The organism is Plantactinospora sp. WMMB334 (assembly GCF_049179095.1).
Classification (GTDB): domain Bacteria; phylum Actinomycetota; class Actinomycetes; order Mycobacteriales; family Micromonosporaceae; genus Plantactinospora.
The window spans coordinates 891,801-917,296 of record NZ_JBMHME010000002.1 but is presented as its reverse complement, the minus strand read 5'-3'; the positions used below and the strand labels follow the sequence as shown (position 1 = coordinate 917,296).

Annotated in this window: 26 protein-coding genes; 8 read left to right on the top strand and 18 right to left on the bottom strand. The window is 73.1% G+C overall.

Features of this window, described 5'->3' with window-relative positions; all coding sequences use genetic code 11:
* From ACN27G_RS03940 to ACN27G_RS03930, 3 genes are all read right to left on the bottom strand, one after another.
* Positions 1-714 carry an HAD family hydrolase gene (locus ACN27G_RS03940; RefSeq protein ID WP_421491414.1) on the bottom strand — a complete coding sequence of 238 codons (714 nt, stop codon included), beginning with the start codon at positions 712-714 and terminating at the stop codon, positions 1-3.
* Positions 714-4,292: a chromosome segregation protein SMC gene (gene smc, locus ACN27G_RS03935; RefSeq protein WP_421491413.1), complete on the bottom strand. Its 3,579-nt coding sequence runs from the start codon at positions 4,290-4,292 to the stop codon at positions 714-716. The genes ACN27G_RS03940 and smc overlap by 1 nt, the downstream gene beginning before the upstream one ends.
* Before the next feature lie 434 nt (positions 4,293-4,726).
* Complete coding sequence (locus ACN27G_RS03930) at positions 4,727-4,921, bottom strand: hypothetical protein (protein ID WP_203858414.1); 195 nt, start codon at positions 4,919-4,921, stop codon at positions 4,727-4,729.
* A 475-nt stretch (positions 4,922-5,396) separates the two neighbouring features.
* Between ACN27G_RS03930 and ACN27G_RS03925 the strand changes: the two genes are divergently transcribed.
* Together ACN27G_RS03925 and ACN27G_RS03920 are read left to right on the top strand one after the other, a co-directional pair.
* Positions 5,397-6,524: a CAP domain-containing protein gene (locus ACN27G_RS03925; RefSeq protein WP_421491412.1), complete on the top strand. Its 1,128-nt coding sequence runs from the start codon at positions 5,397-5,399 to the stop codon at positions 6,522-6,524.
* A gap of 112 nt (positions 6,525-6,636) precedes the next feature.
* A complete protein-coding gene (locus tag ACN27G_RS03920) occupies positions 6,637-7,464 on the top strand; it encodes an endo alpha-1,4 polygalactosaminidase (RefSeq protein ID WP_421491411.1) in 828 nt (275 codons plus the stop codon).
* A gap of 4 nt (positions 7,465-7,468) precedes the next feature.
* On the opposite strand, the gene mutM is transcribed toward ACN27G_RS03920, so the two are convergent.
* The 9 genes from mutM to rsmD form a co-directional block, all read right to left on the bottom strand.
* On the bottom strand, positions 7,469-8,329 hold the full coding sequence (gene mutM, locus ACN27G_RS03915) for a bifunctional DNA-formamidopyrimidine glycosylase/DNA-(apurinic or apyrimidinic site) lyase (RefSeq protein WP_421491410.1): 861 nt from the start codon (positions 8,327-8,329) through the stop codon (positions 7,469-7,471).
* A 13-nt stretch (positions 8,330-8,342) separates the two neighbouring features.
* The gene (gene rnc / locus ACN27G_RS03910) at positions 8,343-9,284 is read right to left on the bottom strand and encodes a ribonuclease III (RefSeq protein WP_421491409.1); all 942 of its coding nucleotides are present in this window, start codon (positions 9,282-9,284) and stop codon (positions 8,343-8,345) included.
* Positions 9,281-9,580, bottom strand: coding sequence for a hypothetical protein (locus ACN27G_RS03905; protein ID WP_421491408.1), 300 nt, complete (start codon positions 9,578-9,580; stop codon positions 9,281-9,283). Before ACN27G_RS03905 ends, rnc begins: the two co-directional genes overlap by 4 nt.
* Positions 9,577-10,557: a phosphate acyltransferase PlsX gene (locus ACN27G_RS03900; protein WP_421497221.1), complete on the bottom strand. Its 981-nt coding sequence runs from the start codon at positions 10,555-10,557 to the stop codon at positions 9,577-9,579. Before ACN27G_RS03900 ends, ACN27G_RS03905 begins: the two co-directional genes overlap by 4 nt.
* 117 nt (positions 10,558-10,674) lie before the next feature.
* A complete protein-coding gene (gene rpmF / locus ACN27G_RS03895; RefSeq protein ID WP_089254967.1) occupies positions 10,675-10,848 on the bottom strand; it encodes a 50S ribosomal protein L32 in 174 nt (57 codons plus the stop codon).
* A gap of 8 nt (positions 10,849-10,856) precedes the next feature.
* The gene (locus tag ACN27G_RS03890) at positions 10,857-11,420 is read right to left on the bottom strand and encodes a YceD family protein (RefSeq protein WP_421491407.1); all 564 of its coding nucleotides are present in this window, start codon (positions 11,418-11,420) and stop codon (positions 10,857-10,859) included.
* Positions 11,421-11,511: 91 nt separating this feature from the next.
* Positions 11,512-12,009, bottom strand: coding sequence for a hypothetical protein (locus ACN27G_RS03885; protein ID WP_101370278.1), 498 nt, complete (start codon positions 12,007-12,009; stop codon positions 11,512-11,514).
* Between the two features lie 211 nt (positions 12,010-12,220).
* Entirely contained in the window at positions 12,221-12,706 is a 486-nt protein-coding gene (gene coaD, locus ACN27G_RS03880; protein ID WP_421491406.1) for a pantetheine-phosphate adenylyltransferase, read from the bottom strand.
* A complete protein-coding gene (rsmD, locus tag ACN27G_RS03875) occupies positions 12,703-13,284 on the bottom strand; it encodes a 16S rRNA (guanine(966)-N(2))-methyltransferase RsmD (RefSeq protein ID WP_421491405.1) in 582 nt (193 codons plus the stop codon). The genes coaD and rsmD overlap by 4 nt, the downstream gene beginning before the upstream one ends.
* A 417-nt stretch (positions 13,285-13,701) precedes the next feature.
* Between rsmD and ACN27G_RS03870 the strand changes: the two genes are divergently transcribed.
* Positions 13,702-14,826: a cell wall anchor protein gene (locus ACN27G_RS03870; RefSeq protein WP_421491404.1), complete on the top strand. Its 1,125-nt coding sequence runs from the start codon at positions 13,702-13,704 to the stop codon at positions 14,824-14,826.
* A 105-nt stretch (positions 14,827-14,931) separates the two neighbouring features.
* Here the strand turns inward: ACN27G_RS03870 and recG are convergent, their stop codons facing one another.
* Both recG and ACN27G_RS03860 read right to left on the bottom strand, forming a co-directional pair.
* On the bottom strand, positions 14,932-17,190 hold the full coding sequence (recG, locus tag ACN27G_RS03865) for an ATP-dependent DNA helicase RecG (protein ID WP_421491403.1): 2,259 nt from the start codon (positions 17,188-17,190) through the stop codon (positions 14,932-14,934).
* Positions 17,191-17,292: 102 nt separating this feature from the next.
* Positions 17,293-18,924 (bottom strand): DAK2 domain-containing protein, encoded by a 1,632-nt coding sequence (locus tag ACN27G_RS03860; protein WP_421491402.1) that lies wholly within the window; start codon positions 18,922-18,924, stop codon positions 17,293-17,295.
* Positions 18,925-19,123: 199 nt separating this feature from the next.
* Here ACN27G_RS03860 and rpmB point away from each other — a divergent pair, with 199 nt between their 5' ends.
* Positions 19,124-19,315 (top strand): 50S ribosomal protein L28, encoded by a 192-nt coding sequence (rpmB, locus tag ACN27G_RS03855; RefSeq protein WP_278060137.1) that lies wholly within the window; start codon positions 19,124-19,126, stop codon positions 19,313-19,315.
* Between the two features lie 126 nt (positions 19,316-19,441).
* Here rpmB and ACN27G_RS03850 read toward each other — a convergent pair whose 3' ends face one another.
* Complete coding sequence (locus ACN27G_RS03850; protein ID WP_421497220.1) at positions 19,442-19,888, bottom strand: GNAT family N-acetyltransferase; 447 nt, start codon at positions 19,886-19,888, stop codon at positions 19,442-19,444.
* A 173-nt stretch (positions 19,889-20,061) separates the two neighbouring features.
* Entirely contained in the window at positions 20,062-21,000 is a 939-nt protein-coding gene (locus tag ACN27G_RS03845; protein WP_421491401.1) for a thiamine-phosphate kinase, read from the bottom strand.
* A 200-nt stretch (positions 21,001-21,200) separates the two neighbouring features.
* On the opposite strand from ACN27G_RS03845, the gene ACN27G_RS03840 reads away from it, so the two are divergent.
* Positions 21,201-21,434 (top strand): Lrp/AsnC ligand binding domain-containing protein, encoded by a 234-nt coding sequence (locus ACN27G_RS03840; RefSeq protein ID WP_421491400.1) that lies wholly within the window; start codon positions 21,201-21,203, stop codon positions 21,432-21,434.
* Complete coding sequence (locus tag ACN27G_RS03835; protein ID WP_421491399.1) at positions 21,435-22,088, top strand: DUF3515 domain-containing protein; 654 nt, start codon at positions 21,435-21,437, stop codon at positions 22,086-22,088.
* A gap of 61 nt (positions 22,089-22,149) precedes the next feature.
* Here the strand turns inward: ACN27G_RS03835 and ACN27G_RS03830 are convergent, their stop codons facing one another.
* Together ACN27G_RS03830 and ACN27G_RS03825 are read right to left on the bottom strand one after the other, a co-directional pair.
* Positions 22,150-23,244: a D-alanine--D-alanine ligase family protein gene (locus tag ACN27G_RS03830; RefSeq protein WP_421491398.1), complete on the bottom strand. Its 1,095-nt coding sequence runs from the start codon at positions 23,242-23,244 to the stop codon at positions 22,150-22,152.
* A gap of 400 nt (positions 23,245-23,644) precedes the next feature.
* A complete protein-coding gene (locus ACN27G_RS03825) occupies positions 23,645-23,866 on the bottom strand; it encodes a hypothetical protein (protein WP_421491397.1) in 222 nt (73 codons plus the stop codon).
* A gap of 469 nt (positions 23,867-24,335) precedes the next feature.
* Here ACN27G_RS03825 and ACN27G_RS03820 point away from each other — a divergent pair, with 469 nt between their 5' ends.
* Together ACN27G_RS03820 and ACN27G_RS03815 are read left to right on the top strand one after the other, a co-directional pair.
* Entirely contained in the window at positions 24,336-25,181 is an 846-nt protein-coding gene (locus ACN27G_RS03820; protein ID WP_421491396.1) for a helix-turn-helix domain-containing protein, read from the top strand.
* Between the two features lies 1 nt (position 25,182).
* The gene (locus ACN27G_RS03815; RefSeq protein ID WP_421491395.1) at positions 25,183-25,434 is read left to right on the top strand and encodes a DUF397 domain-containing protein; all 252 of its coding nucleotides are present in this window, start codon (positions 25,183-25,185) and stop codon (positions 25,432-25,434) included.
* Positions 25,435-25,496 lie beyond the last annotated feature (62 nt).

Sequence of the window (25,496 nt, the reverse complement as noted above, 5' to 3'; positions counted from 1 at the left end):
TCAGGCGGCCAGCGCCGCCCGCAGGTAGCGCAGGTCCGCCGGCCCGTTCCACCGGTACGCCGAGAGCCCGGCGACCCGGGCCCCGCGCACCGACCGGTCCTCGTCGTCGACGAAGAGCACCTGGGCCGGCGGGGTGCCGACGGCCAGGCAGGCCCGCTCGAAGTATTCCCGGCTCGGCTTCGCCACGCCCAGCGCCGAGGAGTTGACCACCACGTCCACCTCGTCGGTCAGGCCGAGCTGGGCCAGGTCGGCGTCGAGCAGGTCGGTCGCGTTGCTGGCCAGCCCGACCCGGATCCCGGCCGCCCTGACCTCCCGGACGAAGGCCAGCACCTCCGGGTCCACGGTGCCCCGGTCGGCCTGCCACTCCCGCACCGCCGCCTCGGCCCGCACCGCCGCCTCGGCCCGGTTCGCCGTCGCCTCGGCCCGCACCGCCGCCTGGGCACGGTCCGCCGTCCCGGCACGGTCCGCCGTCCCGGCACGGTCCGCTCCGGCGGCGGCCTCGGCGAGCGCGTCGGCGACCCCGGCCAGCCAGTCGGCGTGGCTGAGCCGGCCGGTGACCGCCGGTTGCAGCAGCGACCAGCGCATCGCGGTCTCGTAGAGGGCGCCGGCCGGGAGGCCGTGGCGTCGTTCGACGGCGGCGGTCGCTTCCGGGTCCCAGCGGCGGAGCACCCCGTCCAGGTCCACCAGCAGGGCGCTGGCGCGCTCGCGCGGCATCACTCCTCCTCGTTGCCGAGTCGCTGGCTGATCACCTGGGTCACGCCGCTGCGCATGGTCACGCCGTACAGGGCGTCGGCCACCTCCATCGTCCGCTTCTGGTGGGTGACGACGATCAACTGGCTCTTCTCCCGCAACTGGGCCATCAGGGTGATCAGCCGGCCCAGGTTGACGTCGTCCAACGCCGCCTCGACCTCGTCCATGATGTAGAACGGGCTGGGCCGGGCCCGGAAGATCGCCACCAGCAGCGCGACGGCGGTCAGCGACCGCTCGCCGCCGGAGAGCAGCGAGAGCCGCTTGATCTTCTTGCCCGGCGGCCGGGCCTCGACCTCGACACCGGTGGTGAGCAGGTCCTCCGGGTCGGTGAGCACCAGCCGCCCCTCGCCGCCGGGGAAGAGGACGGTGAAGACCTCTTCGAACTCCCGGGCGGTGTCCTGGTAGGCGCTGGCGAAGACCTCCAGGATCCGGTCGTCCACGTCCTTGACCACGGTGAGCAGGTCCCGGCGGGTCGCCTTGAGGTCTTCGAGCTGCTCGGAGAGGAACTTGTAGCGCTCCTCCAGGGCGGCGAACTCCTCCAGGGCCAGCGGGTTGACCTTGCCGAGCAGCGCCAGCTCGCGTTCCGCCTTGGCGGCGCGCTTCTCCTGCACCGGCCGGTCGAACGGCACCGGCTCGGGCGCCGGCCGCTCGTCCCGCTCGGCGGCGGTGATCTCCGCCTGGCTCGGCGGGACGGGCTGTTGGGGGCCGTACTCGGCGACCAGGGCCTCGACGTCGAGCCCGAAGTCCTCGGCCGCCTTCGCCTCCAACTGCTCGATCCGCAGCCGCTGCTCGGCCCGGGCCACCTCGTCCCGGTGCACCGCACTGGTCAGCCGCTCCAGGTCGGCGCCGAGCCGCTTGGCCGCGCCGCGTACCTCCTGGAGCTCGGCCTCGCGGGCGGAGCGGGCCTGCGCCACGGCGTCCCGGGTCTGCTCGGCCGCCGCCAGCGAGACCGCGAGCCGGGTCAGCGCCTCGCGGGCGCCGAACTCGACGGCGCGGGCGATGGCGGCGCCCCGGGCCCTGGCCGCCCGCCGGGCGGCGGCCCGCTCCCGGGCGGCCCGCTCGGCGGCGGCCTGCCGGGCCAGCGAGTCGGCCCGGCCGGCGATCGAGGCGACCCGCTCCTCGGCGGTACGCACCGCGAGCCGCACCTCCATCTCGTTCTGCCGGGCCTGCGGCAGGTACGCGGCCAGCTCGTCCCGTTCCTCGGTCGACGGGTCGGCGTCGACCGGGGTCGCCTCGGCGAGCCGGAGTCGCTCCTCCAGCTCGGCCAGGCCGGCGAGATCCCGCTCCCGCGCCTGCTCGGCCCGGCCGCGCGACTCGGCGAGCCGGTCCATCTCCGCCTTCGCCGACCGGGCGGCGGCACCCAGTTCGGCGAGCCGGCGGGCGGCGGCGTTGCGCTGCCCCTCCGCGTCCCGCTTCACCGCCGCCGCGGCGGCGACCGCCTGCTTGCGCTCGGCCACCTCCTCGCGCGCCTCACCGAGCTGGTCGCGCAGCTCGGCGATGGTCTGCTCGGCGACGGCCCGGTTGGTGCGGGCCTCCTCGACGGCGGCCTGCACCTCGATGAAGCTCGGCGCCTTCGCCGCGCCGCCGGCCGCCGCGTAGCCGCCGAGCACGTCACCGTCGGCGGTGACCGCCCGCAGTTCGGGGTTGCCGGCCACCACCCGGCTAGCGGTCTCCAGCGTGTCGACAAGCACCACGTCGCGCAGCGCCCGATGCACCGCCGGGCGGACGTCCTCGGGGCAGCCGACCAGGTCCGGCGCCCAGTGCGCGCCGGCCGGCAGGGCCGGGCGGAGCGCGTCCGGTGAGCCGATCATGCCCGGTCCGGCCTGGCCGCCGACCAGCAGCTCGGCCCGGCCGGCGTCCTGGATCCGCAGCCAGCGCATCGCCTCCGCCGCCTCGTCGACCCCGGCGACCGCGACCGCGTCGGCGAGCGAGCCGAGCGCGGCGGCGAGCGCCGCCTCGTGCCCGGGTGCCACGGTCAGCATTCCCGCCAGCCCGCCCAGCAGCCCCGGCACCTGGTCGGCGCGGGCCAGCAGCGCCCCGGCGCCGTCCTTGCGGCGCAGCCCCATCGCCAGCGCCTCTTCCCGGGCCTTCCAGGTCGCCGCGTCCTTCTCCGCCGCCCGTTCGGCGTCGGAGAGGGTACGCACCCGGGCCGCCGCCTCCTCCTGCGCGGCGACCGCCTCGGCGTGCCGGGCGTCCAGCTCGGCGTTGTCCCGGTCCGCCTCGGAGGACTGCTCGGCGACGGCGTCCAGCTCGGCCTGGGTCTGCTCGGCCCGCAGCTGCGCGTCGGCGTGCGCGGCGGCGAGCCGCTCGATCTCCTCGGCCGCCGACCCGGTACGCGCCCGCGCCGAGTTGACCTGCCCGGTCAGCTTCGCCAGCCCCTCCCGCCGGTCCGCGATCGCCTTCGCGGCGGCGACAAGCGCCCGTTCGGCCTCGGCGAGCTGGCGTTCGAGCTGCTGGCGGTTCTCCACCGCCTCGGCCAGCCGCACCTGGTCCTCGGTGAGCGCGGCGCGCAGCTCCTCCTCGTGCGCGCGGACCTCCTCGGCCTCGGCGTCGAGCCGGTCGGGGTCGCGGCCGGGGCGCTCGTCGTCCGGGGTGGTGCTGAGGTGCCGCAGCCGCTCCCGGGCCAGCTGCTCGGTGGAACGGAACCGCTCGGTGAGCGCGGAGAGTGCGTACCAGGTCTCCTGGGCGCGGGCGAGCAGCGGGGCGTCCTCGGCCAGCGCCGCCTCCAGCTCGCCGAGCCGGGACTGCACCTCGCCGTGCTCCGCCTCGACCTGCTCGCGGCGCTGCCGCAGGGCGGCCTCGTCGGCGATCTCCTTGTCCAGGGTCGAGCGGAGCGTGGCCAGGTCGTCGGCGAGCAGCCGCAGCCGGGCGTCCCGCAGGTCGGCCTGGATGCCCTGGGCCCGCCGGGCCACCTCGGCCTGCCGGCCCAGCGGCTTGAGCTGCCGGCGCAGCTCGGCGGTGAGGTCGGTCAGCCGGTTGAGGTTGACCTGCATCGCGTCGAGCTTGCGCAGGGCCTTCTCCTTGCGCTTGCGATGCTTGAGTACGCCGGCAGCCTCCTCGATGAAGGCCCGCCGGTCCTCCGGCTTGGCGTGCAACACGGCGTCGAGCTGGCCCTGCCCGACGATGACGTGCATCTCCCGGCCGATCCCGGAGTCGGAGAGGAGTTCCTGGATGTCGAGGAGCCGGCAGGAGTCGCCGTTGATCTCGTATTCGCTCTCGCCGGACCGAAACATCCGGCGGGTGATCGACACCTCGGTGTAGTCGATCGGCAGCGCACCGTCGGTGTTGTCGATCGTCAGGGTGACCTCGGCCCTGCCCAGCGGCGCCCGGCCGGCGGTGCCGGCGAAGATCACGTCCTCCATCTTGCCGCCGCGCAGCGCCTTGGCGCTGTGCTCGCCGAGCACCCAGGCGATCGCGTCGACCACGTTCGACTTGCCCGAGCCGTTGGGACCCACCACGCAGGTGATCCCCGGCTCCAGCTTGAAGGTCGTGCTGGAGGCGAAGGACTTGAAGCCCTTCACCGTCAGGCTCTTGAGATACACGTTCCCGATCCTCGTCCGGCGCGACCGCCGGGCAGACGCAGCGTTTCCCGGTCCGGCACCGCCACGACCGGATCGTCAGCCGCTCGGCCGCGCCCCGGCTCGGCGGAGACTGCCTGCCCCCGGCGGTGGGAGCCTGGTCAACCCGCAGAGTAACCCGGGGCTGGGCGTCATGCCCGACGTGGCACGCCTCGCCCAGCGTATCGGATCGCCGAAAACCGTCTGCGCAGCGTTCAACGGCCGTTCGGATCGAACGGCCGCCGGCGGGGACGGCCGTTCGGGTGGAACACGGCCGTCGGCGGGGACGTGGCCCCGGGGAGGAGACGGTTGCGGCGACGCCGGGAACAGAACTGCGCGCCGTCACGGATGTGTCGGCGCGCGTTTTCTGGTGCGATTCAGTTGTCCAGGCGGGGCGCCGGTCACCCGGCGCCCGAAGCTCAGGTCAGCGCGGGCTCGGCCAGCCGCAGCAGATCGTCTGCCTCGGCCGCCGCCGCCGCGAGCCGATCGTTCTCGGCACGCAACCGCGTTGTCTCGAACTCCAGTGCCTGAACCCTGGCACGCAGTCGGGTGACCTCGTCGAGGAGGCGCCGGTCTGGCGCCGCACCGACGTGGCCGTAGAGGGCCTTCGCCATATCGTCTCCTTGTAATGCGCTGCCGGAAAGGCCGGCCAACGCGCGCCCAACTCGTACGCGACTGCCCACCCGCGCGAAAACGCGGGCACGGTCGGGCGCGACTGGCGACACTTACATAGTGTGCCGATGTCCCGGCGGAGTCAAGTTTCCCCGGGCATGAGCCACCTGTGCCGTCAACCACTCGCTGACCGAGAGCTGCCGCAGCGGCACGAACAGGACGCTGTCCGGACGACCACAGTCTATCCCCGATCGATGTCTGGATCAGCAAGAGCCCTGGCCAAGGACGTAATCCCGCCGATGGGTCCCCCCTTATTTCTTCCTTAGCCGCGTTGCTCCTGGCCCGAGGGCCCGCGTAGCGTCCGCACGGACAGTGATCAGGCCGTGCCGAGATCTCGGAAGCAGTGACCCGGGAGTGTCCGGCGGCAGTGGCCTCCGGGAGCAGTGGCCCGGATTCCGGAATCAGTGGAGGCGTCGCGTGCAGGGGTGGAGCGAAGAGGCCGACTGGGAGGATGGCGCCGACTGGCCCACCCCGCCCGCCGGTCATGCCGACCCGGCCGGTCGCGCCGGTTATCCGGATGATCCGCCCCCGTCCCGGCACGCCCGGGGCGAGCGCGACGAGCGCCACCGGGACGAGCGCCACCGGGACGAGCGGCGCGGCGAACGCGACCGGGACGGCGAGCGCCGTGCGGTCGCCGGGCACGCCGACCGGTCCGGGGCCTACGCCGACCGGTCCGGGGCCTACGCCGACCTGTCCGACGCGTACCCGGGCTGGAGCAGCGTCCAGAGCGGCGGGGACGACGACGAGCGGCCCGACCGGGCGGGCGCCGGCCGGCACCGCAGGCCGACCTCACTGCGCGGCCCGATCGGACTGGGCGTGGCGGTCACCGCGCTGCTCGGCGTCATCGGCGCCGGAGCCGCCCTGCTACCGGCCGGCCTCACCGATGCGCCGGCCGGCACCCGGGGCAACGAGTCGGCGGTCGAGGCGGCCGGCCCGGAGGAGCCGATCGACCTGGCGACGCCGGAACCGGCGGACGTCGACGAGGAGACTCCCGGCCCGACCACGACCCCGACCACCACCCGTACCTCCCCGAAGCCCAGGGTCACCACGACCGCGCCGAAGCCGGCCCGGACGTCCGCTCCACCTGCCCGGCGTACCCCCGGCGGCTCGGGCTCCGACCCGGGTCCCGGGTCCGGGTCGGGAGCCAGCGGGGCGGGCAGCAGCAGCCAGGAGACGCAGGTGTTGACGATCGTCAACCGCGAACGCGCCGCCAACGGCTGTGCTGCCGTGGTGATCAACAACGATCTCGCCGAGGCGGCCCGGCTGCACAGTCAGGACCAGGCGGAGAACACCGACATGTCGCACACCGGCAGCGACGGCAGCGACTTCGTCGAACGCGCCCGACGGGCCGGCTACGACCGGCCGATCGGCGAGAATGTCGCCATGGGCTACCGCGACGCCGCCGCCGTGATGGAGGGCTGGATGAACAGCTCCGGGCACCGGGCCAACATCCTCAACTGTGACGCCAGGGCGATGGGCGTCGGGGTGGCCACCGGGCCCGACGGACGGCTCTACTGGACCCAGATGTTCGGCTCGGCCGCCTGAGGCCGACCCGCCCACCCACCGACCCCCGATCGCCCGCCGTGCCCCGGGCCCGGCCTGACTCGTTGGGCCCGTACGAGGGGGTGCGCGGTCGTGCTGAGCGCTGCGGGATGAGGTGCCCGGGGTACGCCGGAGCGCCGGCCTGCTCGTCACCGCCGTGCTGCTGCTGGCCACCCCGGGGTGCCGCCTCCTGCCGGACCGGTCCGCCCCGGTGCCACCCTGGCCCGGCGGGCCGGCGCCGACCTGGCAGTGGCAGCTCACCGGCACGCTCGACAGCACCGTCGACGCCCAGGTGTACGTGCTCGACGGGTTCCGGACGTCGCTGGAGGCAGCGCGGCGGTTGCGGGCGGACGGGCGGCGCCTGGTCTGCCACGTCGAGGCCGGCATCCACCAGGAGTCCCGCCCGGACGCGGCGCGCCTTCCGGCCGCCGTGCTCGGTGCGCCGGCCCGGGTGCCGGGACAGCCGGCGGGCGCACCGCGCGGCCGCTGGCTGGACATCCGGCAGTGGTCGATGCTGGAACCGGTGCTCGCCGACCGGTTCCGGCTCTGCCGCGGCAAGGGGTTCGTCGCCGTGCTGCCGGTCGGGCTGGACGGCTACGCGCAGCGGTCCGGCTTTCCACTGACCTTCGACGACCAGCTCACCTTCAACCGCCGGGTCGCCGACCTGGCCCGACAGGCGAGTCTGGCGCCCGGCCTCGGCAACGACATCGACCAGGTGCTGGCCCTGGAGCCGTACTTCGACTTCGCGGTCAACGAGGAGTGCGTCCGGCGTACCGAGTGCGCCCGGCTGGTGCCGTTCACCCGGGCCGGCAAGCCGGTCTTCCACGTCGAATACCAGGGGTCCACGGCAGACTTCTGCAGCACCGCGGTCGGCTACGGCCTCAGCTCGATCCGCAAGGACCGCGACCTCGGGGTACGCCGGGACACCTGCCTGCCGCCGTGACGGGTCAGCCGGCCGGTCGCACCCCGCGCGGCCGGGGCTGGCAGCGGGGGCAACTGAACGACGAGCGGTTCATGAACGCCTCCCGCCGGATCGGCGTACCGCACCGCCGGCAGGGCAGGCCCTCCCGGCCGTAGACGTTGAGTTCGCGGTCGAAGTAGCCGCTCTCGCCGTTGACGTTGACGTAGAGGGCGTCGAAGCTGGTGCCGCCCTGCTTGATCGCCTCGGCGAGGACGTCCCGGACGTGGCCGAGCAGCCGGGCGGCCGCCGGACCGGTGAGCGCCTCCGTCGGTCGTGCCCCGTGCAGGCCGGCCCGCCACAGCGCCTCGTCGGCGTAGATGTTGCCGACGCCCGAGATCAGGGTCTGGTCGAGCAGCGCCCGCTTGATCTCGGTACGCCGACGGCGTACGGCGGCCACGAAGGCGGCGTCGGAGAACTCGGGATCCATCGGGTCCCGGGCGATGTGCGCGATCTCGGTCGGCAGCGTCGCGCCGCCCTCGGAGACGGCCAGCCCGCCGAAGGTGCGCTGGTCGACGAAGCGCAGGTCGGTCCCGCCGTCGTCGAAGGTGAACCGGATCCGCAGGTGGATCTCGTCGGCCGCCTCGGTCGGCCGGACCAGCAGCTGCCCGGACATCCCCAGGTGCCCGACGACCGCGTCGCCGCTGTCCAGCGGCAGCCAGAGATATTTTCCGCGACGCCGGGCGCCCAGGATCGTCCGCCCGGCGAGCACCGCGGCGAAGTGTCCGGCACCGGGGAGATGCCGGCGTACGGCACGCGGGTGCCGCACCTCGACGGCCGCGATCCGCCGACCCGTCACCCAGCGGGACAGCCCTTCCCGGACCGTCTCCACCTCGGGCAGCTCAGGCATGTACCACCTTCGTTCAGTCCGGTACGGCGCCGGCCGCCGTACCCGGGACGCGGCCGTCCGGATCGACCGGTGCGTCCGGATCGACCGGTGCGCCGGAGGCCGCGACGGCCGGCCCACCCGAGCCCGGTCCGGCAGGCGTGGAGGCGGGCGTTGCCACCGCCGCTCCGGCCGCCGCGGCGGGGTCGGCCGGCGCTGCGGCGGGTCCGGCGGCCTCGGACGAGGCGGCGGCGACCACGGACGCGTTCTGCTGTTCGGAGAGGGTCCGCCAGGCCGCCTCGGCGGCCCGCTGCTCCGCCTCCTTCTTGCTGCGTCCGTCGGCACCCCCGTACTTACGGCCGGCCACCACCACCCACGCGGTGAAGGTCTTGGCGTGGTCGGGCCCCGCCTCGTCGATCCGGTACTCCGGCACGCCGAGCGCGAGCGCGGCGGTCAACTCCTGGAGGCTGGTCTTCCAGTCCAGCGCCGCGCCCCGGCCGGCGGACTCCGCCATCAGCGGGTCGAAGAGCCGATGGATGACGATGGCGACGGTGTCCAGCCCGTACTGGAGATAGATCGCCCCGAGCAGCGCCTCCAGGGTGTCGGCGAGGATGCTCGCCTTGTCTCGGCCACCGGTGCTCTCCTCGCCCTTGCCGAGCAGCAGGTACGGGCCGAGCCCGGCCGGCCCGAGCCGCCGCGCGACATCGGCCAGGGCACGCATGTTGACCACGCTGGCCCGCAGCTTCGCCAACTGCCCCTCGGGGAGATCCGGGTGGTTGTGGAAGAGCGCCGTGGTGATCACGACGCCGAGTACGGAGTCGCCGAGGAACTCCAGCCGCTCGTTGGTGGGCAGGCCGCCGTTCTCGTACGCGAACGACCGGTGCGTCAGGGCCCGCTCCAGCAGCTCCGGGTCCAGGGCGACCCCGAACGCCGCCTCCAGATGCGTGATCGGCGGCCGCCGCCGCTTCTCCTTGGTCATGCCGTCTCCTCGCTTCGCCCGTCGCCGCCACGACCCCGGCGACTGAGCTGGCTGATGCACTCGCTGCCCCGCTGGCTGATGTGCGCGCTGCGCCGGTAACCGATGCGCGTGCCGCGCCGGTGGCCGACGCGCTCGCCGTGCCGATGGCCGACGCGCTCGCCGTGCCGATGGCCGACGCGCTCGCCGTGCGCGTCGACGGCGACTTCCCCGCGCCGTCGGCAGAGGTCCCGGCCCCGGCACGAAAGCCGATGGGCGTCCCGGGACCAGGTCCTGAGCTGGTTGGTTCCGCCACTCATGCCGGCACCTCGCGATCGGGGACACGGCCGGCCACGGCGGCGGAGTCGGCGAGCAACGCCGACACCGCCGGGATGGTCCGGCGCCGGTGCAGGTGGGCGGCGAGCGCGATCCCCGAGGCGACGTCGTCGTCCCGGGCCGCGCCGTGGCAGACCACCACGGCACCGGCCACCCCGAGCAGGACGGCCGCCCGCGGCGCCCCGCCGCCGGCCGGTGGGCCGCCGGCCATCGCGTACGCGCCCTCGATCCCCTTGAGCAGGATGTTGCCGGTGAACCCGTCGGTGACGACCACGTCCGCCCGGCTACCGAACGCCACGTCGTACCCCTCGACCAGGCCCACGTAGCGGGCGTCGGCCGGCAGCGCCTGCCCGGCCAGGGCCGGATCGGCGGCGCGCCGGGTCCGGTCGCCCTTGCCCGGTTCGGTGCCGATGGAGAGCAGCCCGACCCGCGGCCTGCGCACCTCGTGCGTGACCGCGGCAAAGGCCGCGCCGAGCACGGCGTGCCGGGCCAGGGTGGCCGGTCGGGCCTCCAGGGAGCCGCCGACGTCGAGCAGCACCACCGGGCCGCCGAGCGCGGGCAGGGTGGCGACGAGGGCCGGCCGGCGTACGCCGGGCCAGCGGCCGAAGCCGAGCACGGCGGCGGTCACGGTCGCGCCGGTGGCACCGGCGGAGACGACCGCGTCGGCCGTACCCTCGCGCACGGCCGCCACGGCGGCCTGGATGGTGTTCTCCGAGCGGACGATCGCGGCCGGATGACCGCTCACCGTGACCGCGTCGCGGACCGGCCGGGCGGCGACCCGGTCCCGGTCGGCGGGTGGGAGCGCGGCGATCAGCTCGTCGGCCACCTCGGCGGGGCCGACGAGCAGAAAACGCAGGTCGGGATCGGCGCCGAACGCCCGCAGAGCGCCGTCAACCACGACGTCGGGAGCTTCGTCCCCGCCGAGGAGGTCGACGGCGATCCGCACGGTGCCCGGCTCCACGGGAACGCCGGCCGACCGGGGTCGGTCGGCGTCGGCGGGAGCCGGTGCACCGGGCAGTCGCCAGGGCGGGTGCGCCGCCCGACCGGAGGTCGGTGGCGTCACTCGAGTTCCAGGGGATCAGACCTCGATGACCTGGCGGCCGTTGTAGGTGCCGCAGACGCTGCAGGCCGCGTGCGGCAGCTTCGGCGACTTGCACTGCGGGCAGGCCACGGTCGCGACCGCCGTGGTCTTCCACTGCGCCCGGCGGGACCGGGTGTTGCTGCGCGACATCTTGCGCTTGGGGACGGCCACGGTTCTTCCTACTCCTCTTGACGGGTCAGTTGCGACAGGCCCGCCCAGCGCGGGTCGACCTGCTCGTGGCTGTGCCCAGCCGGCAGCTCGTCCCAATGCACCCCGCACTCGGGGCACAGTCCTGGGCAGTCCTCCCGGCACACCGGGTTGGTCGGCAGTGCGAGCACCACCGCGTCCCGCAGTGCCGGTTCCAGGTCGATCAGGTCGCCCTGCATCCGGCCCACCTCGTCCTCGTCGGTCGTCTCGTCCGTGGTGCTGTGCGCGTAGGCGTACAGCTCCTGGATCGGGACGACCAGCGAGTCCGTGATCGGGCGCAGGCAACGGCCGCACTCGCCCTCGACCGGACCGGTGACGGTCCCCGAGACGAGTACGCCCTCGGACACCGACTCCAGCCTCAGATCGAGGCTCAGGTCAGCGCCCTCCGGCACGCCGATCAGCTCCACGCCGAGGTCCGCCGGTGCCGCCACCGTCCGATTGACCGCACGCAACACGCCAGGTCGGCGCGGCAGTTCCCTCGTGTCGAGGACCAGCGGCGACCTGGGGTTGAGATGGGTCGGCAGATGTTTGGGCATAGTCAGACTCCGGCCTGTGCGAGGCCGACGTAACAGGTTACCTGAGCAGCGGCCCTAGCGTCGAACCGGGGCGAGCCCGCCGGCATCCGACTCAGAACGGCAGGGGGCGCTCGTTCTCCTCGCCCACGAAGGTGCCGATCTCCCGCAGCGCGTGCATCTTGTCCCGCCCGCGCTCGATCGAGGCGAGTGCCCGGGTCAGGAACTGCTCGAAGTTGGCCAGCGCCGTGTCGACGTAGTCGTCGACCTCCTCGCGCAGCCGCTGGGCCTCGGCCCGGGCCTCCGCGATGATCCGGGCACCCTCGTGCTCGGCCGAGACCGTGATCTCGTTGACCGAGACCAGCCGGGCGTGCTCCGCCTCGCCCTCGCTGATGATCCGGTCCGCCTCGCGCTTGCCGGCGTCCATGATCTTGTCGCGCTCCTCCAGCAGCGCCGCCGCCCGGCGCAGCTCGACGGGCAGCTCGACGCGCAGCTCCTCAAGGGCACCGATCATCTCGGCGCGGTCGACCATGGCGTTGTTGCGGGACATCGGGACGGAGCGCGCCGTCTCCACCATGGCGATGATCTCGTCTATGCGATCGAGCGGGTCCACCGGTACCTCACTCCCGTCGTTACGTCGGTCGACATACATGATGAGGTGTCGGACCGGATTACTGCTCAACCAATGATGCGGTGCGGCCCGTACCCGGTCGGTGATCGACCCGGGAACGGCGCGTCGCCGTCGCCGACGGGCTGCTCCGCGGCGCCGGTCGGCCGGTGTTCGGCGGTACGCGCTCCGTTAGCCGGGTCCCGGAGGCGGCCGGTCAGGAGCCGGGACGCACCAGACGCTCCCGCAGCCGCTCGCGGACCACGTCCGGTACGTGCGGCGACACGTCCCCACCCCACTTCGCCACGTCCTTCACCAGGCTGGACGAGAGGAACGAGTAGAGCGGGCTGGTGGGCATGAAGAGGGTCTCGACGCCGGCCAGCCCGATGTTCATCTGGGCCATCTGCAACTCGTAGTCGAAGTCGCTGACCGCCCGGAGACCACGGACGACCACCCCGGCCCGCTGGGTCCGGCAGAAGTCGACAAGCAGGCCCTGGAACGACTCCACGCGGACGTTGCCGTAGGAGCCGCTCACGTCGCGGAGCATGTCGATCCGCTCGTCGACGGTGAACAGCCCGCGCTTGGACTCGTTGATCAACACACCGACGATCACCTCGTCGAAGAGCCGGCTCGCCCGGCCGATGATGTCGAGGTGACCGTTGGTGACCGGATCGAAGGAGCCGGGACAGACCGCACGTCTCACGATCGGCGACCGTACCAAAGAGTGGTCTCGCCGTACCGGCGGCTGCGATCAGCGGTGATCCCCTGCACCCATTCGACCGGCCCGCCGCGGCTGGACCGTTCCAGCACCAGCAGCGCGCCCGGGGCCAGCCAGCCGTGGTCGCGCAGCGCGGCCTGCACCAGCGCCAGCTCCGAGTCCGGTACGGCGTACGGCGGGTCGGCGAAGACGACGTCGTAGGGACCGCCCTCGGGCGGGGTGGCGAGCACCTGGGCGACCTTTGCGGTGACCAGCCGAGCCGTGCCCGCGACCGGGCTGGCCGGGCTGGTGCGCAACGCGGCGAGGTTCTCCCGGACGACCCGGGCGGCGCGGGGATCGGACTCGACCAGCAGCACCTCGGCGGCGCCCCGGGAGAGCGCCTCCAGCCCGACCGCGCCCGAGCCGGCGTACAGGTCGGCGAAGCGGGCCCCGGCCAGCTCCGTGCTCGCCTCGACCGCGCTGAACAGCGCCTCGCGGACCCGGTCGCTGGTCGGCCGGGTCCGCCCGCCGGGCGGCGCGGCGATCCGGCGGCCGCCGAGCACTCCGGCCACGATCCGGGTCATCGCACCGCCTTCCGCATGACCCCGACGCTACGCGACCGCCGGACCACCGCTGCGGCAGGTCGCACCCCTTCTGGCAGCGGTGATCGTCTTTCGGACACAGGGTGGGACTCTTCCGTCCGGGTCAAGGGCCTTTCGTCACCTGACAACGGACGAACAGATACGACACACACACCGTGGGAGATAGCTCTGCTACCCCCTGTATATCAATCATCTCGAATTGACAACATCATCGTTAGAAGACTCTGAAGGGTGTTCCTGTACCACGCCAATCGCTAAGGTCGTGCGCTGTGCCGGCTGCGTCGTGCCGGCCGACGACGTCGGAGAGGCAGTTCTCGCAGGTCGAGCGCCACCCCATGGCGCCCCAGCTCGCCTCGCCTCCGCGTCGTACCGTGACGCCCTCATCTCTCAGGAGTATGCGTGATCCGTCCTAAGCTGCCGCTCCGGCGGCCGCTCGCCATCGTCGGGGCTGCCTTCCTCGGCCTCACCGCGGCACTAGCTGTCGCCGCACCCGCGAGCGCCCATCACAGCGAGGTCAAGGTCGAGGGTGTGTGCAACACCACCACCGGCGAATGGGACGTTACCTGGACTGTCCGCAGCGTCGCCCCACCTGGCGTGCGGGCGTTCAAGTTCACCAAGGTCGAGGCCTTCAAGCTCGTCGGAGTCGCACCGTCCCCGCTCACGATTCCGGGCATCGAGGTCACCTCGGGTAGGGACTACCCGCACCCGGTGAACCAGAACCTCGAGTTCAAGCAGAGCCTTCCCGGCGAGGTCACGGGCGTCTCCCTGAAGGTGAAGGCGAAGTGGAACAACGGGTTCCAGGAGGACAAGTGGGCCGGCGCGGCAGTCAAGTTCGCCGGCTCCTGTGAGAAGGAAGAAGAGGAGCCACCGGCGACCGCCAGCCCGGCGGCCACGGTCGGCTCGGACTGCGAGGGCAGCGTCGTAGTCAAGCTCCAGAACGGCGAGGACGCCACCGCGCCGGCCAAGTTCGTCGTGAAGGGCAGCGAGGGCTTCGAGGAGAAGGCCACCGTCGCCGCCGGCGAGGAGAAGGCAATCAACGTGCCGGCCGCCAACGCCGGCAAGATCACTGTCACGGAGGAGGGCCAGGAGGAACCCCTCTACGACGCCGCTCCGCCGGCTGCAGAGGACTGCGTCGAGCCCGGCGAGCCGGCCCTCAGCTACGCGATGACCTGTGACGAGTTCATCTTCGAGATCGACAACCCGGAGGATGGCGAGAGCGTCACCGTCACCTTCACCCCGAGCAAGGGCGAGGCCAAGACGGTCACCGCCGAGCCGGGCACGGTCGAGACCGTCACGTTCCCGGCCGAGGAGGGACTGACCGTCACGCCCAGCAGCGAGGGCCAGGAGGGTGAGCCGCTCGCCTGGGAGAAGCCGGAGAACTGCGAGTCCGGCGGTGGCGGCGGGGAGCTGCCGCTGACGGGTGCCGCTGCCGGCGGCATCGCGGTCGGCGCCGCGCTGCTGATCGGAGCCGGCGTGGTGCTGTTCATCATGGCCCGTCGCCGTCGGGTCACCTTCACCGCCTGATCGGTAACCACCGCGTCAACTGATCCAACCGTCTGAGGGCGCGTCGACCGGAAACGGTCGGCGCGCCCTCAGCGTTTCGCACCTAATCTCAGCCTTCGCCGGATCTCAGCCCTTCTCCAGGTATTCGGCACGCTCCTCGTCAACCAGTGCGGCCACCGAGGCGGCCAGGGCCGGGTGCCGCGCCAGCTCGGGATCCTCCTCGACCAGGGCGATCGCCTCGACCCGGGCGTCCCGGATCAGGTCGGTGTCGCGGAGCAGCGAGAGCAGCCGCAGGTGCGAGCGCCGCCCCGACTGGGTCGCCCCGAGTACGTCCCCCTCGCGGCGCTGTTCCAGGTCGAGTTCGGCGAGCCGGAACCCGTCCGTGGTGGAGGCGACCGCGTCCAGCCGCTCCCGGGCCGGCGTACCCTCGACCGCCTCGGTGACCAGCAGGCAGAGCCCGGCCGCTGTGCCCCGCCCCACCCGGCCGCGCAACTGGTGCAGTTGCGAGACGCCGAACCGGTCCGCGTCGAGCACGATCATCACCGTGGCGTTCGGCACGTCCACCCCGACCTCGATCACCGTCGTCGCCACCAGCACGTCCAGCTCACCGGCGGCGAAGGTCCGCATCACCGAGTCCTTCTCGTCGGCCGGCAACCGGCCGTGCAGTACGCCGATCCGCAGCCCGTGCAGCGGCCCCTCGGCGAGCAACGGCGCCACCTCGGCCACCGCCAGCGGGGGGCGTCGACCGTCCTCGCCGGCCGCGCCGACCTCCTCGGCGGTCGCCGCCTGGTCACCGATGCGCGGGCAGACGACGTACGCCTGATGGCCGGCGGCGACCTCCTCGCGCAGCCGGCGCCAGGCCCGGTCCAGATAGGCCGGTTTCTCCGCCGCCGGTACGACGTGCGAGGCGATCGGCGACCGCCCACGCGGCAACTGGGAGAGGGTGGAGATCTCCAGGTCGCCGTAGACGGTCATCGCCACGGTGCGCGGAATCGGGGTCGCCGTCATCACCAGCACGTGCGGCGGCTGCTCGGCCTTGGCCCGCAGCGCGTCCCGCTGCTCGACCCCGAACCGGTGCTGCTCGTCCACCACCACCAGCCCGAGGTCGGCGAAGTCGACCCCCTCGTAGAGCAGCGCGTGGGTGCCGACCACGATGCCGGCCTCGCCGGCCGCGACGGTCTCCAGTGCCCGCCGCCGGGCCGCCGCCCCGAGCGAGCCGGTGACCAGGGCGAGCCGGGTGCCGTCCGGGTCGCCGTCCAGCTCGCCGGCCCGGCCGAGCGGGCCGAGCAGGTCGAGCATGCCCCGGTAGTGCTGTGCGGCGAGCACCTCGGTCGGGGCCAGCAGCGCCGCCTGGCCGCCCGCGTCGACGACCTGGAGCATCGCGCGCAGCGCGCAGACCGTCTTACCGGAGCCGACCTCGCCCTGGAGCAGCCGGTGCATCGGGTGCGCGGTGCCCAGGTCGGCGGCGACCTCCTCACCGACCCTGCGCTGCCCCTCGGTCAGCTCGTACGGCAGCCGGGCGTCGAACGCGGTCAGCAGGCCGTCCTCGCGGCGCGGACGCGGCTTCGCCGGCCAGGCCGCCGCCCGGTACTTGCGCTGCACCAGGGTCAGTTGCAGGGCGAACGCCTCGTCCCACTTCAACCGGTGACGGGCCCGGTACAGCTCCTCCCTGCTGGCCGGGCGGTGGATCTCCCGCAGGGCGGTGGCCAGCCCGACCAGGTTGCGGGTGGCGCGCAGCGTCGCCGGCAGCGGATCTCCCGGCGGCGTGACGGTGTCCAGCACCACCCGGACGCAGCGGGCGATCACCCAGGTCGGCACCGCCGCCGCGGCCGGGTAGACCGGGATCAGCGCACCGGCGAACTCCTCGATCTCCTCGCCCGAAACGCCACCGTCAGCGCCGGTACCGGACCCGCTGCCAGCACCACCGCCGGTGTCCGACTCACTGCCGCCGTCGCCGAGCAGGACGTACTCAGGGCCGTTGAGCTGGCGCCTGCCCCGGAACTCGGTGACCTTGCCGGCGAACATCCCCCACCGGCCGGGCTTCAGGTCCCGCTCCCGCCATGCCTGGTTGCCGAAGAAGGTGAGCGTCAGTACGCCGCCGGAGCCGTCCCCGACGGTCACCTCCAGCAGCTTTCCCCGGCGCTGGCGCATCGGCCGCACGGCCGTACGCTGCACCTGGGCCAGCACCGTGACCTGCTCACCCACCTCCAGGGACCGGATGTCGGTGTGCTCGCCCCGCTCGTCGTAGCGGCGGGGGAAGTGATAGAGCAGGTCCCCGGCGGTGTGTAGGTCGAGGTGGCTGGCGAGCGCCTTCGCCGTCTTGTCGCCGAGCAGCTTGCGCAGCGGCGTCTCCAGGCCGGCCGAGGTCGACTCCGTTCCGGTCATCCGCCCTCCACGTGCGCTGTCGTCCGGCCCCCGGCCACGTGCGCTGTCATCCGGCCCCCGCCCCATCCCCGCAGCGTGCCGTCCGGTCCTCCGCCACCGCCGTCATTCGACGCCCACCAGCAGCGGGTAGAACGGCTGACCGCCGGAGTAGTCCTGCACCTCGACGAAGGGCCACTGCCGGGCCAGGTGCGTCCGGAGCAGCTCGGCCAGCTCGTCGGGCGCGTCGGCGCCGAGCAGCAGCGTGACCAGCTCGCCGCCGCCGCCGAGCAATCGGTCGAGCAGCGCCGTGCAGGTCGGCACCAGGTCGCTGCCGATGAGGTGCACCTCGCCGTCGACCAGGCCGAGCACGTCACCCGGCTGGCACCGGCCGGCCACCGTCAGTGCCTCGCGGCCGGCGGAACAGACCTCCGCGTAGCGGCAGGCGCCGGCCGCCTCGGCCATCGCGATCACGTCATCGGCGAACGGGCGGGCCGGATCCCGGACCGCGAGCGCGGCGAGGGCCTGCACCGGAGAGCGGGTCGGCACCACGCTCACCTCGACGCCGAGCGGCCGGGCCTCCTCGGCCGCCACCCGGGCCACCGCCTGGGTGTCCGGATCGTTCGGCAGCACCACGACCCGGGACGCGCCGGTCGACCGGATCGCCCCGAGCAGCTCACCCGCGGACGGGTTGCCGTCCACCACCGTCGCACCCTCGGCCGCGAAGATCGTGGCGAGGCCGCTGCCGGCGGCCACCACCACCGCAGCCCGCTCCGGCTGCGGCCGTACCGCCCTGCCTCCGACGCCGGACGGCACCTCGTCCTCGAAACGCGTGACCGAGATCTGATAGGGCCGGCCGGCCCGCAACCCGGCCTCGATCGCCGCCCCGACGTCGTTGACATGCACGTGCACCTGCCACGTCGACGTGCCGGCGGCCTCCGCCCCGTCCCCGACCACCACCAGCGAGTCACCGAGCCGGCCCAGCTCGGCCCGGAGCCGGCGTACCGCCGGGGCGTCGGCGTCGAGCAGGAACTGCAGCTCGTAGGCGTACTCCGTCGAGCCGGCCTCCCGGGCGGCCGTCAGCGGCCGGCGGGGCGGTGCCGGCACGAACTCCGGCCGCTCCGGCGCGCTGCCGGTGACCACCTCGACCAGGGCGTCCAGCAGGACGCAGAGACCGCGCCCGCCCGCGTCGACGACGCCGGCCCGGGCCAGCGCCGGCAACTGCTCCGGGGTACGCGCCAGCGCCTGGTCGGCGGCGGTCGCGGCGGCCCTGGCCACGGTCGGAAGATCGTCGGTGTCGGCCTCTCCGGCGGCGCTCGCGGCGGCGGCGGCGATGCTGAGCAGCGTCCCCTCCGCCGGCTCGGCCACCGCCGCGTACGCCGCGACGCTGGCCCGCCGCAGCGCCGCCGTGAGGGCCCGGCCCCGGACCACCGGGATGTCGCCGAGCGCCTCGGCCAGGGCCCGCAGGATCTGCGAGAGGATCACGCCCGAGTTGCCCCGGGCGCCGAGCAGCGCACCCCGGGCCAGCAGCCGCAGCACCCGGGCGTGCGGCGGCTGCCCGTCGACGCCCGGATCGTCGCGGCCGAGCCGTAGCGCCTGCTCGGCGGAGGTCATCGTGAGCACCAGGTTGGTGCCGGTGTCACCGTCGGGAACCGGATAGACGTTGAGCTGGTTGATCTCGTCCTGGTGCCGCTTGAGCGCGGCCAACCCGGCGGCGCACCACCGGTGCAGGGCCGTGGCGTCAAGGGTCTCCAGCACGGCGAGAAGCCTACTGGCGCGCCCCGACGCCGCGCCGGCACGCGCCGGGCGGGGCCGGTCGGCGGGAGCACTTCCTGCCATGGTCACGATGCCGACCGAGCCGATTCGCCGGGCGACCGGGGGATCGGGTACCCTGACCAGGTTGCCCGGCCTGCGCCTCGCCGGCAACCTGACGACGATCAATTCCCAGGAGTATCCCGTGGCTAGCGTGTGCGACATCTGTGGCAAGGGGCCTGGCTTCGGCCACAACGTGTCCCACTCGCACCGGCGGACCAACCGTCGCTGGAACCCGAACATCCAGTCGGTGCGGACGCCGGCGGGTGGCGGCACGACCCGCAAGCTCAAGGTCTGCACCTCGTGCATCAAGGCCGGTAAGGTCACCCGCGCCTGAGCCTGCGCAAGCCGTGACACACGGATGGCCGCCGGAGCACCGCTCCGGCGGCTATTGCTGTGTGCACCATTACTTCTGTGCGACCACTCCCGCCTACGGCTGGGTTGAGCGGGATGCCGGGGCCGCTCACAGAGAGCGGCCGAACGAGATGACCTCCGGCTCCTCGCGGTAGTAGCCGAAGTCGGGGATCCGCTCATAGCCGCTGGCCCGGTAGAGCGCGATCGCCTCCGGCTGCCGGGCGCCGCACTCCAGGATCAGCCGGCTACGCCCGTGCTTCCGGGCCGACTCCTCGATCCCGGCCAGCACCCGCCGAGCAACGCCCCGGCCGCGAGCTGCCGGTGAGACGTACATCCGCTTGAGTTCGGCGACGTGACCGGTGTTGCCGTGGGTCCGCCATCCGGCGCAGCCGACCGGGGCGCCGTCGAGATAGGCGATCAGGAATGCGCCGGCCGGTGGCTCGAACTCGCACGCCGCTACCGGGGTCTCGTCGCCCTCACCGCCGTACCGCTGCGCCAGGTCCGCCAGGGCGGCGGCGACCAACTCCCGGGCTACCGGGGAGTCGTAGCGCATCATCCGAATGTCCAGCTCACCCACGCGACGAAGGCTACGACCCGCTCCACGCCCCACCCCCACCCGGGCCCCACCCACAGCCCCCCACACCCGGGATCGTGATCGTGTTGCGGCCGGCTCGCCCCGACGAGCCGGACGCTACGCACAAAGCCGTTTCACGCGCGGCGGTGGTGGGGTCAGCGGAAGTGGTCCCAGCCGCCTGGGCCACGGAAGGGGCGGCCGTCCACGGTCACTCCGGTGCCGTGCACCACGTGGCCGATCAGCCGGAAGCCCCCGGGCAGCGGCTGGTCCTCGGGAAACGTCGCCACCAGCGCGTGGTCGTCGCCGCCGGCGAGGACCCAGGCCAGCGGGTCCACCCCGAGCGCGTGTGCCGCGTCCCGCATCTGCTCCGGCACCTCGAAGGCGCCGCCGAGCAGGTCGATGCCGACCCGGCTCGCCGTCGCGACGTGCCCCAGGTCGGCGAGGAGCCCGTCCGAGACGTCGATCATGGCGGTGGCGCCGAACCGGGCGGCGGACGGCCCCGCCGGGTACGGCACCTCGGGCCGCCGGTACGCCTCGACCAGCACCTTCGGGGTGCGGAAGCCGCGCGAGAGCACGGTGTAGCCGGCGGCCGCGTACCCGAGCCGGCCGGCGAGCGCGACGATGTCGCCGGCCCGCGCCCCGCTGCGTACCACCGGGGCGAGCCCGCCCAGGTCACCGAGGGCGCTGACCGCGATGGTGAGGGTGGGACTCGCCGACATGTCCCCGCCGACCACGCTGGCCCCGACCCGGGCCGCCTCCGCCGCCAGCCCGTCGGCAAGCTCCTCCGCCCACTGGATCTCCAGGTCGGGAGGCATGCAGAGCGCGACGAGCAGCGCCGTCGGTACGGCACCCATCGCCGCCACGTCTGCCAGGTTCGCCGCGGCGGCGCGATGCCCGATATCCACCGCACTCGACCAGTCTCGCCGGAAGTGCCGGCCCTCGACGAGCACGTCCGTGGAGGCGACCACCCGGCCGTCGGGTGCGTGCACCACCGCAGCGTCGTCGCCGGGACCGAGCAGCGTGGCGTGGCCGGTGCTGAGTCGGGCGGTGACCCGGGCGATCAGGCCGAACTCGCCGGCCCGCGCGACACTCACACCGGCCTCCGGAGACGCCGCTTCCCGCCCCGGAGCCGACAGCCCCCGCTACCAGGTACGTCGGAACCCGGAACCGCACTCACACCGAGCCGGCCGCTTCGGTCGCTCATCGTGTCTCCTCCGACCACCGATCGAAATCCCACCTGGCCCGTACGGTATTTTCACGGTCTAGCCGCTCGGCGGCGGACGGGAGGCGGGTCGTGGTCCAGGCGTACATCCTCATCCAGACTGAGGTCGGAAGGGCACGTGACGTGGCCGCGCACATCTCGGATATCGCCGGAGTCGTCCGGGTCGACGCGGTCACCGGGCCGTACGACGTCGTGGTGCTCACCGAGGCGCACACCGTCGACGAGCTGGGCAAGATGATCGTCAGCAAGGTGCAGATGGTGCCCGGCATCACCCGCACCCTGACCTGCTCGGTGGTGCGGTTGTAGATGGCACACGCCACCAGGTCCGACCAGCTCGAACCACGCCGACCACCGACGGACGGGACCGGGACGACGCAACCGGCGACCGATGCCGGGCCGGACCGGACCACCCGGCAGGCGGCGCTCTGGGCGACCCTGGTCGCGGTGCCGCTGACCGTCCTGGTCGCCCTGCTGGTCTTCGGCCAGCTCAGCCCGGATCCGGCCGGCTGGCCCACGCCGAACCCGAACTCCGCCGCCCCGCGGGTGACCGCACCGGTGCAGATGGCCGCCCCGACCCTGGCCGAGCGGCCCGCCACCGTCTGCCGGGCCCTGATGTCCCGGCTGCCGGCCACTCTCCGCGACCTCGACCAGCGGCCGGTCACCGCCGGCCCGGAACAGAACGCCGCGTACGGCGACCCGGCCGTCACGCTCGCCTGCGGGGTGGCCAGGCCGGTGCTGGCGGATGTCGCCGACACCTGGGTGATCAACCGGGTCTGCTGGCTCGCCGAGCACGACAACGCCGGACTCGTGCTGACCACTGTGGACCGGGAGGTGCCGGTCCGGCTCACCGTGCCGGCCGGGCAGGAACAGACGGTGCAGTGGGCCGCACCGGTGTCGGAGACGCTGGTCGCCTCGGTTCCCTCGCTGCCCGACGCACCGGCCAGCTGCGCCGCCGGGTGATCACCGGCGTCCCGGGGCGCGGAGCACCTCCGGCCGGGGACGCGCAGCAGGCGGAGGCTCGTCAATGCAGACCGGTGCCCCGGCGTAGCGCGGTCCGGATCAGCCGGTTCACCAGCTTGGGGTACTCCAGCCCGGTCGCCGCCCACATCTGCGGAAACATCGAGGTCGGGGTGAACCCCGGCATGGTGTTGATCTCGTTGAGATAGACGTCCAGCTCCGGTGTGACGAAGAAGTCGACCCGGCCCAGCCCGGCACAGTCCAGCGCGGTGAACGTGCGGCAGGCGTAGTCCTGCACCTGCCGGGTCACCCGGTCCGGCAGGTCGGCCGGGATGTCGAAGTCGCTGGCGTCGAGGTATTTGGCCTCGAAGTCGTAGAACTCGTGCTCGGCGACCCGGATCTCGGCCAGCAGCGACGCCTCGGGGCCGCCACCGACCTCGGCCTCCAGCACCCCGCACTCGATCTCGCGGCCGACGATCGCCGCCTCCACCAGCACCTTCGGATCCACCTGCCGGGCCAGCGCTACGGCGGCGTCGAGGTCCGCCCAGTCGGAGACCTTGCTGATCCCGACCGACGAACCGGCCCGGGACGGCTTGACGAAGACCGGCAGGCCGAGCCGTTCCTTGTCTTCCTCGGTGAGGCTGACGCCGCTGCGCAGCACCGCGTACGGCCCCACCGGGATACCCTCGGCGGCGGCGAGCTTCTTGGTGAACTCCTTGTCCATGGCGGCGGCCGAGGCGAAGACGTTGGCACCGACGTACGGAATGCCGGCCATCTCCAGCAGCCCCTGGATGGTGCCGTCCTCGCCGTAGGCGCCGTGCAGCGCCGGGAAGACCACGTCGACCCCGGCGAGCGCCCGGGGGCCCTCGGCCGGGTCGAGGACCATCAGGCCGTCGCCGGTCGGGTCGGCCGGCAGCACCACGGTGGATCCGGCGGCGGCGGTGATCTCGGGGAGCCGGCGCTCGGTGATGGCGAACTGCGCCGGGTCGCCGTCGGTCAGCACCCACTGGCCGGCCCGGGTGATGCCGACCGGGACCACGTCGTACTCGTCCGGATCGAGGGCGGCGAGGATGCTGCCGGCACTGACGCAGGAGATCGCGTGTTCGGTGCTGCGACCGCCGAAGACGACGGCCACGCGGGTTCTGCCTGGGGTGGTCACTCCGGTCACCTTTCCTTTGCGTTCCCGCTGGTCGGCGTCACCACTCGGCGCACGGGTCACCACGGGTGCACGCAACGGCCACCGCGACCTCCTCGGCGGTCGTCCGTGCCACCATGACCGGCCGTTTCCGTGTCACCGTGGCCGGCCGTACCGTCGCCTCGTTTCGCTCACCGGGTGACCCTACTCTGCGTGGCCAACTCTCGGGTCCACCCCCCTTTTCGCGATTGGAAAACCTTCGCGGGAGGAGATGACACGAACACAACGGGTAACGGGGGGCGCACGGGAATTCGAGGGACCGGAGCGATCCGAGTTGCCGCTGTGTCGTCACCGGGGTGCCGGCGCGGTCCAGGCTGCTCGTCCTGTGCCTCACGAGTGGGTCATCGACAGGCCGGACCGATGCTCAGCCGACCGGCGACCGACGACGACCGACGGCGAGCACTTTGACCCGCTGCCGCCCGGCGCGCACCATCCCGAGTGCCGCGAAGGCGTGGGCGATCCGGTCGGCGGCCTCCCGGCTGGTGGCGCCCACCACCTGGCGACGCCGCTCCGGCTCGATCCGCTCGTCCCGGCCATCCCTGGTCAGTGGCCGCACGTCGGTGAGTACGACCAGGAACCGGGTCACCGCGACCGCCCCGACGACCGCCGCGGGTGCTGCCCCCGCCCTCGACCGCTCGGGCGTCCATACTGGTCAGAGGGCACGGCGAGCCGCCTCCGGCTCTGCTGTCGTGCCGGCCAACCCGCCCCACCGGTCCCGGCACACGTAGGCCAGGTCGGCGTGGATCCACGCGCCGTCGTTGTCCCGCAACACCGGTCGCGCACACCAACGGCATCGGGAGATCCGAGGCCAGCACGGGGTCGTCGTCATTCGTCACCTCCAGGTCCGCTTGCTGGCGGGAGGGACACGGCGATCGGGTACGGGAAGGTCCGATCGCCGTGCGCCTCATTCCCCTTCGGTCACCCACAGCCACCGTCGACACGACCACCGGCGGTGAGGACGTGGATACAGATTGCCAGTTGTGAACGCATGAATGCAACTCTCATGAGCCTTCTCTCATGCACGCTTTCCCGATTCGATGTGACAGTATCGATGCATGGCTCCGAAGTCGTTCCGCGCCCGCCGTCTCGGCATCGCCCTGCGCCACGCCCGGGAGGCGGCCGGCCTCACCCTCGAACAGGCCGCCGACGAGATCAACAGCACCCGCAGCACGCTCTCCCGCTACGAGAACGCACAGACGATGGTCAGCCCAGCCTCGGTACGTGCCCTGCTCACCCTCTACAAGCGGCCGGAAGGCGAGATGGACGACATGGTGGCGCTTGCCAAAGAAGCCAGGAAGCCGGGCTGGTGGGTTTCCTACTCGTACATCCTGGACCGTCGCACCATCGACTTCATCGCGGTCGAGGCCGAGGCGACCGCGATCGCCAACTTCGAGCCATCGCTGGTGCCCGGCCTGCTCCAGACCCCGGAGTACATCCGGGCGATCATGCGGGGCGGCCCGCACACCCTCCGGGACGAGGAGGTGGAGCAGCGGGTGCAGATCCGGATCGGCCGGCAGGAGCGGCTCAAGGAGACCGACCCGCCGATCTTCGACGCCATCGTCGACGAGGGCGCGCTGCTGCGCCCGGTCGGCGGCGAGGCCGTGATGGCGGCGCAACTCCAGGCCCTGCTCAAGATGTCCGAGTTGCCGAACGTCACCATCCAGGTCGTACCGCTCAAGGCCGGCTACCACCGCGGCACGCGCGGCTCGCTGCACATCCTGGAGTTCGAAGACCCGGAGGACCCGACCCTGGCCTCGGTCGAGACGGTCGCCGGGCAACTGATCCTCGACCGGCCGGCCGACCTGCGGACCTGCGCGAAGATCATGGAACACCTGCGGGCCGTCGCCCTGAGCCCCGCGGAAAGCCGCGACACCATCAACCGCCTCCTGAAAGGACTGTGAGATGTCGGAGACGACCGACCAGCTCGACGAGGTCACCTGGCGCACGAGCAGCTACAGCGGCGACCAGGGCGCCTGCGTCGAGTTCGCCCTGCTCGGCAGGGCCGGCGATGTCGGAGCCGCTCACGCCGGGGCGGCCGACGCCGCCGTGGCGATCCGCGACTCGAAGGACGCCACCGGTCCGGTGCTGCTCTTCGCACCGGCCGCCTGGACCGCATTCACCACCGCGCTGCCCGCCTCCCACATTCTCCCCTGACGGGTGGGAGGTCGGCGGTCCCGAGCTGAGTCCCCCCGGCAAGGCTCGGTCCGCCCAGCTAC

What these genes read in the sequence shown, in the direction of transcription:
- ACN27G_RS03940 (WP_421491414.1), bottom strand. Translation starts at nt 714, where the DNA reads ATGCCGCGCGAGCGCGCCAGCGCCCTGCTGGTGGACCTGGACGGGGTG.
- ACN27G_RS03930 (WP_203858414.1), bottom strand. Translation starts at nt 4,921, where the DNA reads ATGGCGAAGGCCCTCTACGGCCACGTCGGTGCGGCGCCAGACCGGCGC.
- mutM (WP_421491410.1), bottom strand. Translation starts at nt 8,329, where the DNA reads ATGCCTGAGCTGCCCGAGGTGGAGACGGTCCGGGAAGGGCTGTCCCGC.
- rnc (WP_421491409.1), bottom strand. Translation starts at nt 9,284, where the DNA reads ATGACCAAGGAGAAGCGGCGGCGGCCGCCGATCACGCATCTGGAGGCG.
- ACN27G_RS03905 (WP_421491408.1), bottom strand. Translation starts at nt 9,580, where the DNA reads ATGAGTGGCGGAACCAACCAGCTCAGGACCTGGTCCCGGGACGCCCAT.
- ACN27G_RS03890 (WP_421491407.1), bottom strand. Translation starts at nt 11,420, where the DNA reads ATGCCCAAACATCTGCCGACCCATCTCAACCCCAGGTCGCCGCTGGTC.
- rsmD (WP_421491405.1), bottom strand. Translation starts at nt 13,284, where the DNA reads ATGACCCGGATCGTGGCCGGAGTGCTCGGCGGCCGCCGGATCGCCGCG.
- recG (WP_421491403.1), bottom strand. Translation starts at nt 17,190, where the DNA reads ATGACCGGAACGGAGTCGACCTCGGCCGGCCTGGAGACGCCGCTGCGC.
- ACN27G_RS03850 (WP_421497220.1), bottom strand. Translation starts at nt 19,888, where the DNA reads ATGATGCGCTACGACTCCCCGGTAGCCCGGGAGTTGGTCGCCGCCGCC.
- ACN27G_RS03835 (WP_421491399.1), top strand. Translation starts at nt 21,435, where the DNA reads ATGGCACACGCCACCAGGTCCGACCAGCTCGAACCACGCCGACCACCG.
- ACN27G_RS03820 (WP_421491396.1), top strand. Translation starts at nt 24,336, where the DNA reads ATGGCTCCGAAGTCGTTCCGCGCCCGCCGTCTCGGCATCGCCCTGCGC.
- ACN27G_RS03815 (WP_421491395.1), top strand. Translation starts at nt 25,183, where the DNA reads ATGTCGGAGACGACCGACCAGCTCGACGAGGTCACCTGGCGCACGAGC.